The sequence below is a fragment of the Nocardia sp. NPDC003979 genome (genome assembly GCF_053605015.1).
In genome coordinates this window covers 87,618-101,535 of sequence record NZ_JBSGIJ010000002.1, presented here as the reverse complement: position 1 = coordinate 101,535, position 13,918 = coordinate 87,618, and the positions used below count along the sequence as shown (strand labels likewise).

At 69.6% G+C, this 13,918-nt stretch carries 14 protein-coding genes; 8 read left to right on the top strand and 6 right to left on the bottom strand.

What is annotated here, in order from left to right:
* Positions 1-2: 2 nt before the first annotated feature.
* Positions 3-1,502 (bottom strand): flavin-containing monooxygenase, encoded by a 1,500-nt coding sequence (locus ACWEVR_RS04065; protein ID WP_452465758.1) that lies wholly within the window; start codon positions 1,500-1,502, stop codon positions 3-5.
* A gap of 94 nt (positions 1,503-1,596) precedes the next feature.
* Here ACWEVR_RS04065 and ACWEVR_RS04060 point away from each other — a divergent pair, with 94 nt between their 5' ends.
* A complete protein-coding gene (locus ACWEVR_RS04060) occupies positions 1,597-2,136 on the top strand; it encodes an N-acetyltransferase family protein (protein ID WP_452465757.1) in 540 nt (179 codons plus the stop codon).
* A gap of 3 nt (positions 2,137-2,139) precedes the next feature.
* On the opposite strand, the gene zapE is transcribed toward ACWEVR_RS04060, so the two are convergent.
* Positions 2,140-3,159: a cell division protein ZapE gene (zapE, locus tag ACWEVR_RS04055; RefSeq protein ID WP_452465756.1), complete on the bottom strand. Its 1,020-nt coding sequence runs from the start codon at positions 3,157-3,159 to the stop codon at positions 2,140-2,142.
* Positions 3,160-3,194: 35 nt separating this feature from the next.
* Here zapE and ACWEVR_RS04050 point away from each other — a divergent pair, with 35 nt between their 5' ends.
* The 4 genes from ACWEVR_RS04050 (at position 3,195) to msrB (ending at position 7,408) form a co-directional block, all read left to right on the top strand.
* Positions 3,195-3,956, top strand: coding sequence for a pyrimidine reductase family protein (locus tag ACWEVR_RS04050; protein ID WP_452465755.1), 762 nt, complete (start codon positions 3,195-3,197; stop codon positions 3,954-3,956).
* Between the two features lie 31 nt (positions 3,957-3,987).
* Complete coding sequence (locus ACWEVR_RS04045; RefSeq protein ID WP_452465754.1) at positions 3,988-5,541, top strand: alpha/beta hydrolase; 1,554 nt, start codon at positions 3,988-3,990, stop codon at positions 5,539-5,541.
* A gap of 81 nt (positions 5,542-5,622) precedes the next feature.
* Positions 5,623-6,942 carry a glycosyltransferase family 87 protein gene (locus ACWEVR_RS04040; protein ID WP_452465753.1) on the top strand — a complete coding sequence of 440 codons (1,320 nt, stop codon included), beginning with the start codon at positions 5,623-5,625 and terminating at the stop codon, positions 6,940-6,942.
* A gap of 40 nt (positions 6,943-6,982) precedes the next feature.
* On the top strand, positions 6,983-7,408 hold the full coding sequence (msrB, locus tag ACWEVR_RS04035) for a peptide-methionine (R)-S-oxide reductase MsrB (RefSeq protein WP_225280529.1): 426 nt from the start codon (positions 6,983-6,985) through the stop codon (positions 7,406-7,408).
* A gap of 3 nt (positions 7,409-7,411) precedes the next feature.
* Here msrB and hemQ read toward each other — a convergent pair whose 3' ends face one another.
* Together hemQ and ACWEVR_RS04025 are read right to left on the bottom strand one after the other, a co-directional pair.
* Positions 7,412-8,107 (bottom strand): hydrogen peroxide-dependent heme synthase, encoded by a 696-nt coding sequence (gene hemQ / locus ACWEVR_RS04030; RefSeq protein ID WP_452465752.1) that lies wholly within the window; start codon positions 8,105-8,107, stop codon positions 7,412-7,414.
* Positions 8,108-8,150: 43 nt separating this feature from the next.
* Positions 8,151-8,300, bottom strand: coding sequence for a hypothetical protein (locus ACWEVR_RS04025; RefSeq protein ID WP_452465751.1), 150 nt, complete (start codon positions 8,298-8,300; stop codon positions 8,151-8,153).
* A gap of 217 nt (positions 8,301-8,517) precedes the next feature.
* Between ACWEVR_RS04025 and ACWEVR_RS04020 the strand changes: the two genes are divergently transcribed.
* The gene (locus tag ACWEVR_RS04020; protein WP_452465750.1) at positions 8,518-8,868 is read left to right on the top strand and encodes a VOC family protein; all 351 of its coding nucleotides are present in this window, start codon (positions 8,518-8,520) and stop codon (positions 8,866-8,868) included.
* A gap of 185 nt (positions 8,869-9,053) precedes the next feature.
* On the opposite strand, the gene ACWEVR_RS04015 is transcribed toward ACWEVR_RS04020, so the two are convergent.
* Together ACWEVR_RS04015 and hemE are read right to left on the bottom strand one after the other, a co-directional pair.
* Entirely contained in the window at positions 9,054-10,403 is a 1,350-nt protein-coding gene (locus tag ACWEVR_RS04015) for a protoporphyrinogen oxidase (protein ID WP_452465749.1), read from the bottom strand.
* A gap of 186 nt (positions 10,404-10,589) precedes the next feature.
* Positions 10,590-11,645, bottom strand: a complete 1,056-nt coding sequence (gene hemE, locus ACWEVR_RS04010; protein WP_371851993.1) for a uroporphyrinogen decarboxylase — start codon at positions 11,643-11,645, stop codon at positions 10,590-10,592.
* Positions 11,646-12,001: 356 nt separating this feature from the next.
* Between hemE and ACWEVR_RS04005 the strand changes: the two genes are divergently transcribed.
* Positions 12,002-12,553 carry a DUF3000 domain-containing protein gene (locus ACWEVR_RS04005; protein ID WP_067492868.1) on the top strand — a complete coding sequence of 184 codons (552 nt, stop codon included), beginning with the start codon at positions 12,002-12,004 and terminating at the stop codon, positions 12,551-12,553.
* Positions 12,554-12,575: 22 nt separating this feature from the next.
* The gene (locus tag ACWEVR_RS04000; protein ID WP_452465748.1) at positions 12,576-13,826 is read left to right on the top strand and encodes an HRDC domain-containing protein; all 1,251 of its coding nucleotides are present in this window, start codon (positions 12,576-12,578) and stop codon (positions 13,824-13,826) included.
* The last annotated feature ends 92 nt before the right edge of the window (positions 13,827-13,918 follow it).

Below are 13,918 nucleotides of genomic sequence, written 5' to 3'. Positions count from 1 at the left end.
GGTTATCCCTCGACCGCGACCGGTGTCGGCGCCGGGGCGGCGTTGCGGTTGCGCAGCACGCCGCGGTAGGTCGCGGGCCGCACCGGGCGCACCCACTGCCCGAGCCGGGCCGACAGCGGCAGCGGGGTGCCGAGGTCGTCGAGCATCTCGTCGATATTGCCCAGCGAGAACGGGATCACCGACGCACCGTGCGCGTGCGCACCGTTGCTACGGGCCCGCGACCAGGCCAGGCGTTCGTCGATGTCATTGTTCATCAGTTCGGCGACCGGCGGCACGAACGCGCCGGTGAGCAGCCCCGCGATCCAGTGCGCGCCGACCTCGGCGCTCAGGGCGCTCACATTGGAGCTGTTGTAGCCGGCGAAACTGAGGTTGGGCACCTCGACGGGCAGGATGTGGCGGTAGAGGCGGAAGTCGCCCGCCTCGTCGGTGAGCGAGCGCCGCACGAACGGGGTGAGGAACGGTACCTCCTGGCGATATCCGGTGGCGCACACCACGATCTCGGCCAGTTTCAGCGTCCCGTCGGACAACCGGACCGCCGGCCCGTGCTGCCCGCCGATGAGTTCGACGATCTCGGCGTCGCGGTGCACGGCGATGCGGCCCGCCTCGACCTGATCGAAGAACCCCTCGGTGACCAGCGCGGCGCTGCTGGTCGCCATCTCGGCCAGTGGCCCGTCGGGGACCAGGCCGAGCTCGCGCAGCCGCAGCTTGCGCGTCACCCGTTCCTGCAGCAGATCGAGGTTCGCCTCGCGCAGGGCGAGCCGGTCGAGCAGGCGTTCGGCGCGGTGGCCGAACCGGGACGGGAAATGCGCCTCGCCCGCGCGGGTGAGCAGCAAGCGTTCGTAGTCGGTGCCGAATCCGAACTTGCGCGGCATCTTCCAGGTGAGCCTGCGGGCGACCACGCTGGTCTCGTCGGCGAGATGACTCACCGCCTCGGCCACATCGCAGGCCGACTTGCCGTACCCGACGACGACCACCGAACGGTCGCGCGCCAGTTCGGCGTCGTGGAACTGCGAGACATGACACAGCTGCCCGCCCGCGGCGCGGAAGGCGGCCGCACCGGGCAGGTCCGGCAGCACCGGGTCGCTGTACACACCGTTGGCGACGATCAGGTGATCGCAGGTGCTGCGGTGCACACCCATCCCGTCGCGGATCTCGAGCAACCAGCCGCTGTCGACCGGGTCGGCCGCGACCACCTCGGTGCCGAGCCGCAGGTTCCCGGTGAGACCGAACTTCTGCGCGTACCCGGCGAGGTAGGCCTGCATCTGCTGACCGTCCGGCCAGCGCGGGTAGTCCTCCGGCATCGGGTGGTCGCTGAAGTGGTTGGTGTGCTTGCTGTTCTGTGAACGCAGGCCCGGGTAGCGGCGGGTGACGCTCCACACACCGCCCACGTCAGGGGCTCGATCGAAGACTTCGACCGGGAACCCGGCCTGACTCAACACCTTCGCGCAAGCCAATCCCGCAACTCCCGCACCGACGATCCCGATGCGGCTACCGCTAGTCATGGGCAGGAGAGTACTCGGGACCGCCGTCACGGTGCCACCGCCGCGATGCCCACAGTGCTGTCTACCACCGCCACGCCCGTGCTGTACTGGAACGATGACCAACAGCTCCGTCGTCGTCGACCGGGCCGGACTCTGGGACGCCGAAGCCCTCAGCGATGTGGCGACCGCGACGTTCCCGCTGGCCTGTCCCCCGCAGGCCGACCCGGCCGACATCGAGATCTTCCTGACCCAGATGCTCTCGGGCGACCGTTTCGGCGAGTACCTGTCCGACCCGGAACGCACGGTCCTCAAGGCCGTCGACGGTGACGAGATCGTCGGCTACGCCATGTTGATCGCGGGCAGGCCGACCGATCCGGCCATCGACGCACAGGTCAGCCCGGGGTCGGTGGTCGAACTCAGCAAGATGTACGTGCTGCCCGGCCACCACGGCACCGGGGTGTCCGGTGCGCTCATGGACGCCGCCGTCGACGCCGCGCGCGAGTCGGGCGCCGACGCGGTGTGGCTGGGGGTCAACCAGGACAACGAACGCGCGCAACGGTTCTACGACAAGCACGGGTTCGTGCGGGTGGGTACCAAGACGATGACCGTCGGCAATCAGGTGCACGACGATTTCGTCTTCGAACGGAAGCTGTGATCCCTACGCGGTAGCGGCCTCGAACCGCGACAGCGCGAGCAGACGCGAGATGGCCCGCAGGTACTTCTTGCGATATCCGCCGTCGAGCATCTCCTGGGAGAAGATCTCGTCGAGCTTGGCGCCGGACACGGTGACCGGGATGCTCGCGTCGTAGAGGCGGTCGGCGAGCACGACGATGCGCAGCGCGACGGCCTGGTCGGTCACCGGGTGCACCCCGGCGACGAACACCGAGGTGACGCCGTTGATGAGCGCGCCGTACTTCGACGGGTGCAGGGTGCTCAGGTGCGCGAGCAGGGCGTCGTAGTCGTCGAGGGTGGAACCCGGTGTGGCGGCGGCGCGTTCGGCCAGCACCTCGGGCGAGGTGGGCTCGGGAGCGGGCGGCAGGTCGCGGTGGCGGTAGTCGGGACCGTCGACGCGCACCGGCTCGAAGATGGCGCCCAGCTTCTTGATCTCGCGCAGGAAGTCCTGTGCGGCGAAACGGCCCTCGCCGAGCTGGCTCGGCAGGGTGTTGGACGTGGCCGCGATCGAGACGCCCGCGGCGGACAGCTCGGTGAGCAGGCGCGAGACCATCGTGGTGTCGCCCGGGTCGTCGAGTTCGAACTCGTCGATGCACAGCAGGCTGTTGGCGGAAAGCCGTTCCACCGCGTTGACGAAACCGAGGGCGCCGACCAGGTTGGTCAGCTCGCCGAAGGTGCCGAACGACTTCGGCGCGGGCGCGCTGTGGAAGATCGAGGCGAGCAGGTGGGTCTTGCCGACACCGAAACCACCGTCGAGGTACAGGCCCGCGCCGGTGACGGCCTTCTTCTTGCCGAAGAGGCTCTTCTTCGACGCGGCCTTGTGGATCTTGGCGACCTGACCGGCGAATTCCTCGGCCTTGCGAACCGCGGCCGCCTGGCTGGGTTCCTTGGGGTCGGGAATGTAGGAGGCGAAGCTGACCTCGTCGAACATGGGCGGGGGCACCATCTGGGCGACGAGCTGGTCGGCCGGGACCTCCGGGTGGCGATCGACGAGGCGTTCTTGCATGTGCGAATCGTACGGACGTGGTTGCATCGGTACCTATGCAGCGTATCCCTAATGTGACCCAGCTCGCAGATCTCGACGCCGACGCACTGGCCAGGAGCTATGCGTACCCGAGGCACCTGGAGCGGCCGTGGGTGCGGGCCAACTTCGTCAGCAGCATCGACGGCGCGCTCGCCGTCGACGGCGTGACGAAGGGACTGGCCACCCCGGCCGACAAGCTGGTGTTCAAGCTGCTGCGCGAGCTCGCCGACGTGATCCTGGTCGGCGCGGGCACCGTGCGCACCGAGAACTACGGCGGCGCCCGCACCGACGACGAACACCGGCGGGCGCATTTCCGGCACGGGGTCGGCGGCAGCGAGGACGGCAGCCCACCACCGATCGCCGTGGTGTCGGGCAGCGCGAATCTCGATCCCGCGGCGCGCCTGTTCACCGACGCGCGGACTCCGCCGCTGATCCTCACCACCGCCCAGGCCGACAAGGACCGCGTCGCCGCGCTCGAGGACGCGGGCGCCGAGGTGGTGGTGGCGGCGGAGTTCGCGATCACGCCCGCGGCGCTGCTGCGGGTGCTCACCGAGCGCGGATTGCCGCGGGTGCTGTGCGAGGGCGGACCGCACCTGTTCGGTCAGCTGGCCGAGGCCGACCTGGTCGACGAACTGTGCCTCACCACGGCGCCGCTGCTGGTCGGCGGCGCGGGCGGGCGAATCTCGCTGTCGGCGAAGCAATTCGGTACCTCGATGACACGTAAGCAGTTGGTGCTCGACGACGACGGCACCGTGCTGGCCCGCTGGGCCCGTCGATGAAACCCGGCGCCGAACCTGGCAGGGTGTAGCCATGCGCTTGACTCGGGCCGCGGTAACGGCCGCGACACTGTCGATCATGCTCGCGGGCTGCGGGGCGGGACCGTCGGATCGGCCCGTCGTCGCGGTGGAACGTCCGGGCGCCGGTGGGGTGGCGACCCAGGAGCCCGCCACCGAGGATCTCGGCACGGCCGAGGTCCCCAAATCCGATCTCACCTGGCGCGACTGCACCGAGTCGACCATCAGCTCGCTGGCCTTCGGCGACGTACCCGCCGGGCTCGTGCTCGAATGCGCCGATTTCTCGACGCCCATCGACACCGCGGGCACCGTGCTCGGCACCTTCCGCGCGGGCGCCCTGCGTGCCCGGCTGCCCGAGACCCCCACCGATGTGGCCCCGCTGGTGCTGACCTCCGGCGCCGACCGGTCCTCGGCCTCCACCCTCGCCGGTCTGGCCATCGGCCCCAACCGCGCGCTGCTCACCGCGCAGCCGGTCGTCGCGGTGGATCGGCGCGGCATCGGCGCCTCCCAGCCCATCGACTGCATCCCGGCCCAATTGCGCGCGGTACTGACCGATCTGGGGCAGACCGGGGTGGGCAACGCCGACCAGGTCGGTGCCGTCGCCGGTTTCAGCCAGGACGCGACCATCGCCTGCCGCGACTTCCTGCAGCCCTACGAGGGCACCTTCGACGCACCGCATGCCGCCGACGACATCGAACAGCTGCGCAAGCAGTGGCAGGTCGAGAAGATCAACCTGCTCGGCGCGGGCAACGGCGGCAAGGTCGCGCTCAGCTACGCGCGCCGCTACGGCGACCATCTGGCCCGGCTCGTCCTCGACGCACCGGAACCGGTCGGCGCCGACGCCACGACCATGGCCGAGGCGCGCGTCACCGGCGCCGAGGCCGCGCTCACCGCGTTCGCCCAGCGCTGCAAGGCGGCCAATTGCGCCCTCGGACCCGATCCGCGCGCGACGGTCGTCGGGTTGATGAACAAGGCGACGTCCGGCGGACTGGGCGAGGTGACGGCCGCCGACCTGGCGACCGCGCTCACCGGTTTCCTGTCGAGCCCGCGCGGGGATCAGAACACCCGGGTCACCGCGCTGGCCGACATCCTCGCCGCGGCCGACCGCGGCGATCGCGGGCCGCTGATCGCACTGGTCGGGCGTGAGGCGGCGGCGATCTCGTCAGACGGCGAGTTCGTGAACCGCTGCACCGACAGCCAGCAACCGCCCACCCCCGATCGGGCCCGCGAACTGGCCGACACCTGGGCGGGCAAATATCCGGTTTTCGGTCGCACCGCCGCGATCGGGCTGATGGTGTGCTCGGCCTGGCCCGTCTCCACCGCCCCGCCGCTGCCCGACGACCTGTCGCTGCCCGTGCTGGTGTTCGCCGGTGCCGCCGACCCCGTCGTCGGGGGGGCCGCGGCCTCGGTCACCGGCGCGCTCGGCGCCGCGGGCGCCCGGCACGCCACCATGACCTGGCAGGGCTGGGGGCATCCGGTGGTCGCGCATTCCGGGTGTGCGCAGCAGGCCGTGAACGCCTACCTAGCGGAGGGAAAACTGCCCGCCGACGGCGGCGCCTGCCCCGCCTGAGCGCCGTCCGACCGGCGCGTCACGGCGCGTCGGACGGGTCCGGCGACACCATCGCAACCCGATCCGGTGTACCGTGCCCCAGTGTTGTTCCGACAGCTCGAGCCCCGCACCGCTCGCACCGCCGCCGAGGTGATGAAGTTCGCATTGTGGCCGTTCGCGGTCATGACGGTGCTGAACCGTGTCTTCATCAAGGCGATCAACGGTTTCGTCACCGACGACTATCGCCCGGTGTACAACGCCTCGTTCGAGTTCTTGAACGGCAGGCCGCTGTACACGGCCGATTTCTCCTCGGTCGACCCGCACTACCTCTATTACCCGAGCGGGACGCTGCTGATCGCGCCCGTGGCGGCCATCGAGTACGAATTGTCGCGCTGGCTGTTCATCGGGCTGAACGCCGTCGCGATCCTGCTCGCCTGGTACCTGCTGCTGCGGCTGTTCAAGTTCGGTCTGGGTTCGGTGGCCGCGCCCGCGCTGCTGCTGGCGATGTTCACCTCCGAGACCGTCGTCAACACGCTGGTATTCACCAATGTCAACGGTTGCCTGCTGCTGGCGGAGCTGGTGTTCATCCACCTCTTACTGCAGCGCCGCGACCTCTGGGCGGGTGTGGCGCTCGGATTGAGTATCGCGGTGAAGCCGACGCTTGCGCCGCTGCTGCTCGTCGCGGCGGTGCGCGGGCAGTGGAAGGTGTTCGTCACCGCGATCGGTGTGCCGGTGACGCTCACCGCGATCGCCTGGCCGCTGTCGGCCGATCCCGAGAAGTTCTTCACCGAGGTGCTGCCGTACCTGATGAAGACCCGCGACTACTTCAACAGCTCGATCGGCGGCAATGCCGCGTACTACGGTCTGCCGCACTGGCTGGTCCTGGTGACGCAGGGGCTGATGGCGGCGATCGTCGCGGTGTCGCTGTGGCTGCTGTGGCGCTACTACCGCGACGACGAGCTGTTCTTCGTCACCACCTTCTCCGGGGTGCTGCTCACCGCGTCGTTCCTGCTGCTCTCGCTGGGCCAGATGTACTACTCGATGATGCTGTTCCCGTTCCTGATGACGGTGGTGCTGCGCAATTCCGTGCTGCGCAACTGGCCCGCGTGGCTGGCGATCTTCGGGTTCATGACCTACGACAAGTGGCTGTCGGACCGCTGGCAGAGCATCGGTCGCAACCTCGAGTACCTGCGGGTCACCTTCGGCTGGGGCCTGCTGCTCGTCGTGGTGTTCTGTGTGCTCGGCGACCGATACCTGGCCGCCCGCCGCGAAGGCCGGCTGCAGTTCGGCATCGACCCGGCCTGGATGGCGAAGGCGCCGGACTCGCGCGACGGTGTCGAGGAGAAGCCGACGCCCACCCCGGCCCCCGACCGCGACGATCCGGTGACGCCGGTCGAGGACCGCGAACCCGCCCTGAAGTAGCGTTTCGGCGCGCGCGGCGCGAAACCATTAGCGTGGAGGCATGAGTTCCGATACCTCGTTGCCCGCGCCGCGCATCCAGCTGACGCCGCAGGAGTGGCGGGCCAAACTGAACCCCGAGGAATACGCCGTGCTGCGCGAGGCGGCCACCGAACGGCCCTTCGTCGGCGAATACACCGACACCAAGACCGAAGGCGTCTACGCCTGCCGGGCGTGCGGTGCCGAATTGTTCCGCAGTACCGAGAAATTCGACTCGCACTGTGGGTGGCCGTCGTTCTTCGACCCCGCCGATTCCGACGCGGTGATCCTGCGTCCCGACGACTCGCTCGGCATGCGCCGGGTCGAGGTGCTGTGCGCGAACTGCCACAGCCACCTCGGGCACGTCTTCGAGGGCGAGGGCTACCCCACCCCCACCGACCAGCGCTACTGCATCAACTCGATCGCGCTGAAGTTGGAGCCGAAAGCGTAGGGCCTACGGCAAGGCGTTGATCAGCTGCTCGACCTCCACGCGCGGGCCCGTGAAGAACGGGATCTCCTCGCGGACGTGGAGGCGGGCCTCGGTGGCACGCAGGTCGCGCATGAGGTCGACGATGCGGTGCAGTTCGGGTGCCTCGAAAGCCAGGATCCACTCGTAGTCGCCGAGCGCCATCGAGCTCACCGTGTTGGCCCGCACGTCCGGGTAGCCGCGGGCCGCCTTGCCGTGGTCGGCGAGCATCTTGCGGCGTTCCTCGTCGGGCAGCAGGTACCACTCGTAGGACCGCACGAACGGGTACACGCAGATGTAGGCGCCCGGGTCCTCACCGGCGAGGAACGCCGGGATGTGGCTCTTGTTGAACTCCGCCGGACGGTGCACGGCCACATTGCTCCACACCGGGGCGCTGGCCTTGCCCAGCTCGGTGGTGCGCCGGAAATCGGCGTAGGCGGCCTGCAGGTCCTCGACCCGTTCGGCGTGGGTCCACAGCATGAAATCGGCGTCGGCACGCAACCCGGCCACGTCGTAGATGCCGCGCAACACCACACCCTTGTCGGCCAGGCCGTCGAAGAAGGTCTGCGCCTCCTTGATCGCCGCCGCCCGGTCGTCGCCGAGCACGCCCGGCTGTACCTGGAACACGGAGAACATCAGGTACCGGATGGTGGAATTGAGGGCCTGGTAGTCGAGTCGCGCCATGAATCCATGGTGCCACTGCGCGGATTTCGCGCGGCGGCCGGGATCAGTCCAGGTGGTGCCCGACCGCACGCCACGGCGAGGATTCGTCGGCGCGGAAGACGGCCGTCACGGTGGTCGCCTCCCCCGCGTGTAGTTCGACGGGACCGAGATCGGGGTCGAGGATCAGGGTCGGTCGCTCAGCGGGACTGGTCACAGCGGGCGATCATGCACGAGCGCTATCGCCGATGGTGGTAGCCACGCCGCAATCGGGTATGTGCACTGCGACCCGGGTCGGCTTCGGCCTGCGTTCGCGTCGTGCCGGTGGAGCGCGTGCCCGGGCGCAGCGGACGCGGTTCGCGGTTCGCGTCGACCGGAGTCTTCGGGCCGCGTACGGTCGCGCTGACACCGACAACTCTGCACAGGAGGATCTCATGCGCGTCATCAGTGTGGTCGCCGATCTTGCCGTCGGCGATATCGACGCCGCCAGAAGCTTCTACGCGGACTATCTCGGTCTCAGCGACGAGGAGTTCAACCTCGGCTGGGTCGCGCGATTCACCTCGCCCGAGACGGGCGCGCACCTGCAGGTCGTCACGCGGGACGCGAGCGCACCGGAGAATCCGGTCGTGACGATCAAGGTCGACGATGTCGAGGCCGCGCTGGCCGAGGCGCAGCGGCGCGGATTCGAGATCGTCCACCCATTGACCACCGAACCGTGGGGAATCACCCGCTTCTTCGTGCGCGCACCCGACGGGAACGTCATCAACATCGCCCAACACCACTAGCTGGGATCTGGACGGTTGATCACCACGCTGTGTGGGTGGCATCTGCCGAAAGGCCGACGCCACCAGAGCGTGATGATCTTGATTCGCCAGAAGCTGGTGCAGTCCCGGCCTGTTCCGTGACCGGTCCGCAGCAACCCTTCAGCCTCAGGACGCGTGAGTCCCGCCGGCTGCGACGCCCAGCGATGTCAGTGACAAACGTTGTGTGCGATGCGTGCCGCGGCGGCGGTCCCTGCGGCGACACACGCCGGAACCCCGACTCCGTGCAGGTAGGCGCCCGCGACGGCAAGCCCTTCGAGCGGAGCGATGGCGGCTTCGATGGCGTCGATCCGTTCGGAATGTCCGGGGGCGTACTGGGGTAGACCGCCGGGCCAGCGCTGCACGACGGCGGCGTGCGGGGTGATCGTGGCTCCGGTGACGGTGCTCAGGTCTTCGACAGCGGCCGCGACGAGTTCGTCGTCGGTCCAGGTGAGGGGTTTCTCGTCACCGAAGCGGCCGAACGAGGCGCGGACCAGGGCGACATCACGGACGGCGAGGTGCGGCCATTTACGGCTCGACAGGGTGAAAGCCTTGGCCCGCAAGGGCTCTCCGGTGGCGACGAGGATGCCTGAATTATCCGGCAGGGCGGTGTCTTTCGGCAGTGCCATCGCGACGAGCGCCGAGGACGACAGTTCGATTCCATCCGCTAGAGCGGCCGCCTCGGGTGCGACGTAGTGCAACAGCCGGGCGGTGACCGGCGCGGGTGTCGCGAGGACGACCGCGTCGACAGCGCCCAGCGGGTCGACCACCCAACCCCGGGGTGACCGAGCCAGTCGTGTCGCGGGGAGATCGGTCACCAAGCGGGCCCGCGACGCCTCGGTCAGCGCGGCGAGCAGGGCGCCGTATCCGTCGCGGAGTCCACCGAAGACCGGCGCGGAGCTGGGCGCGGGCATTGCTGTCCGAACGGCGTCGGTGAGACTCGGTGCGCCTCGATCGAGGGCAGCGGCCAGCGTCGGCAGGGCCGCACGGATGCCGATCGACGCGCTGATCCCCGCGTACACGCCGCCGAGCAGCGGATCGACACTGCGTTCCACGACCTGCCGACCGAACCGTTCGGCGACCAGCGACTGCACGTCCACATCCGAGCCGGGTTCCCAGCGCAGCGGCCGCTCCGGCTCGGTCGCCACCCGGTGCAGGGTTTCGTCGTCGACGAGCCCGCGCAGCGATTCGGCATCGGAGGGAATGCCCATCAAGGTCCGCCCCGGCAGTGGGTGCGCACTCCCCCCTGCCCACACCAGTGGGCGTTTGCCGGCGGGTCGCACCAGCTGATCGTCGAGGCCGAGTTCGCCCATCAACTCGATCACCTCGGGCCTGCGCCCGACGAACGCCTCAGCACCGAGATCCACTGGCTCCCCGGCCAATTCACCGGTGTGCAGCACCCCGCCGACCCGCCCGCGCTGCTCGAGCACGACGATATCGGCGCTCGCACCGAGGCGTTGACGCAGCCGGTACGCCGCGACGAGCCCGCTGATTCCGCCCCCGACAACCGCGATCCGCATCCTCCGACCGTAGCCGTGCGGCCGATGCACCGATAAGACGCACCCACGCTGTGTCAGCAGTGTCACGTCGAGCTCCGGAGCGCGGCTCGTGATCGGCGGCGAACGCCCGCCACCCCACCGCCGCGATCGAGGACCATCGAGCGCGGCGGCGAAGGGATTGTCAGACGGTCGCCTCGGCCTGGTGCCTCAGAGCGAATGTACGAGTTCGACCAGCGCGGTCAGCACGCCGGGATCGGTGTCCGGCAGCACCCCGTGACCCAGGTTGAAGATGTGACCGGTCGCGCCGAGCGTGATCGCCTCGTCCGCCTCCGCCACGATGCGCCGCGCTTCCGCCTCGACCGCGTCGAATCCGGCGAACAGAATGGCCGGGTCGAGGTTGCCCTGCAGTCCCTTTCCGGCACCGACCCGGCGCACGGCGTCGGTGAGCGGCACTCGCCAGTCGACGCCGACCACATCGGCACCGGCCTCCCCCATCGCGCCGAGCAGCTCGCCGGTGCCCACACCGAAGTGGATGCGCGGCACGCCCGCGTCGGCGATCTCGGCGAACACGCGTTCCGAGTGCGGCAGCACGAACTCGCGGTAGTCGGCCAGCGACAGCGCGCCCGCCCAGGAATCGAACAGCTGCACCGCGTCGACACCGGCGGCGAGCTGGGCCTGCAGGAAGGCGATGGTGATGTCGGTGAGGGTGCCGAGCAGCGCGTGCCAGGTCTTCGGGTCGGCGTGCATCATCGCTTTGGTGCGCTCGTGCTGCTTGCTCGGCCCACCCTCCACCAGGTAGGAGGCCAGCGTGAACGGTGCACCGGCGAAACCGATGAGCGGGGTGTCACCGAGCGCGTCGGTGAGCAGCCGCACGCCCGCGGTGACCGCGCCGACCTCTTCCGGACGCAACCTGGGCAGGGCGCGCACATCGGCCTCGGTGCGCACCGGCGAGGCGATCACCGGGCCGACACCGGGCACGATGTCGAGGTCGATGCCCGCCGCCTTGAGCGGAACGACGATGTCGGAGAACAGGATTGCCGCGTCCACCCCGTGACGGCGGATCGGCTGCATGGTGATCTCGCACACCAGCTCCGGGTCGAAGCACGACTCGAGCATGCCGATGCCCTTGCGCAGCTCCCGGTACTCGGGCAGCGAACGGCCTGCCTGACGCATGAACCAGACCGGTCGCCTGCTCGGCGTCGCGCCGGTGGCGGCGGCCAGGAAAGGGGCATCGGTCAACCGGCGGCGGGTGTAGGTGCTCACCACGATGATCCTAGGCGGGCGAACCTACCCCCAGCAGCGGGGTGAGGTCGCGCGAGTCCGACCTGATCTATGTCGGCCCCGACCTCGATGGTGTTGCCGTCGCGACTAGGCATGTTCGAACCCACCGATTTCGCAAATCGCCCGTCTCATCGCACATCGCGCATCGCGAAGCGCCGCAGAATGCACCCTCCGCAACGCACCCCCGACCGGCCCGCCGTAGGCGGCGCGCCTCCGCACGCCCCGCACACCCACCGTCTACGGTTGCCCTCGTGACACCGCTCGACATCCGCGACGGCGCCGCACCGACCGGGGGAACGCCCCGCGAGCCTGCTTCTTTCCGGGCGGCGGTCGATGCGATGGGCACCGCAACCGTGCACCCTCGAATCGAGCTGGCGCCTATCCGCCCCCCACAGCGGTTGGCGCCGTTCTCCTATGCGCTCGGGGCGGAGGTCGTGCACCCCGACAGCCCGGTCGTGCCGACCGACTCCGAGGGCGACGCCTTCGGCAGGCTGATCCTGCTCCACGACCCCGACGGGGACGAGGCCTGGCACGGCGTGTTCCGGCTGGTCGCCTACATCCAGGCCGACATCGACGCCGCCCTCGCCGCCGACCCGCTGCTCCCGGAGGTCGCGTGGAGCTGGCTGGTCGACTCCCTGGAGTCACGTGGCGAACCGTTCACCGCCCTCGGCGGCACCGTCACCGCCACCAGTTCGGTGCGGTACGGCGACATCGCCGGCCCACCCCGCGCCCACCAGCTGGAGCTACGCGCCTCGTGGACGGCGATGAACACCGAGATGCGCCGTCACGTGGAGGCGTTCTGCGAGGTGCTCGCCTTCGCCGCCGGATTACCCCCCGCCGGAATCACGCATTTACGGCCGGACTCCTATACCCACACCGACAGACCGTGATCGCCACGTAGAGTTCACGTTTATGTCGGTCGCCGAGGAACCAACCGCAGCAGAGCCCCTGCTCGCCCCCGCCGAGGGGGTTCCACCCGTGCTGGCCTCCCCCGACGAGGTCGCCGCGGCCGCCAAATCCATCGCCGCGGGCACCGGCCCGCTCGCCGTCGACGCCGAACGCGCGTCCGGTTTCCGCTACTCCGCGCGCGCCTACCTGATCCAGCTGCGCCGCGAAGGCGCGGGCACCTTCCTGATCGACCCCATCCCCGTCACCGACGCGCTCACCCCGCTGGCCGAGGCGATCAACGACCTCGAATGGGTACTGCACTCCGCCGACCAGGACCTCCCCGGCCTCGCCGAGCTCGGCCTGCGCCCCGCCCGCCTCTTCGACACCGAACTCGGCGGCCGCCTCGCCGGCTATGAGCGCGTCGGCCTGGCCGCCATGGTGGAGAACCTGCTCGGCCGTTCCCTGCGCAAAGGCCACGGCGCCGCCGACTGGTCCACCCGCCCGCTGCCCGACGAGTGGCTCAACTACGCCGCCCTCGACGTGGAGCTCCTCCTGGAACTGCGCGACACCGTCGCCGAAGACCTCGCCGCCCAGGGCAAAATGGACTGGGCCGCAGAGGAATTCGAACACGTCCGCACCATGGACCCGCCCGCCCCCAAGGCCGACCGTTGGCGCCGCACCTCCGGTATCCACACCCTGCGCCGCCCCCGCCAGCTCGCCGTCGTCCGCGAACTGTGGACCACCCGCGACGAACTGGCCCGCGCCCGCGACGTCGCCCCCTCCCGCATCCTCCCCGACTCCGCCATCGTCGCCGCCGCGACCAACGACCCACGCACCATCGCCCAACTGCGCACCCTCCCCGTCTTCGGCGGCCCCCGCCAACGCCGCTACTCCCGCGACTGGCTCGCGGCCGTCGACCGCGCCCGCGCCCTCCCCGACAAACAACTCCCACCCCTCACCCTCCCCTTCGACGGCCCACCCCCCGTCAACCGTTGGGAACGCCGCGACCCCATCGCCGCCGCCCGCCTGACCACCGCCCGCAACGCCATGGGCGAACTCTCCACCCAGCATTCGATCCCGGTGGAGAACCTGCTCTCCCCCGATCTCGTGCGCCGTCTGTGCTGGGACGGGCTCCCCGATTACAAGAACGTGGGCACGCCCGAAGAGCTTTTCTCGGCGATCGAGGAGTTCCTGCGTGCGGGTGGTGCGCGACCGTGGCAACGAACCCTCGCCGTACCGGCACTGACCAAAGCGCTGACTCCGAAGGTCGAGTAGCTCAATTCGTCAGACGCAGCCGTGAAACGCCCCGAGCCTCGGGTGACGGGATAGTCCACCAAGCTGCGCTCGCGTCCGATCCACCGAATCTC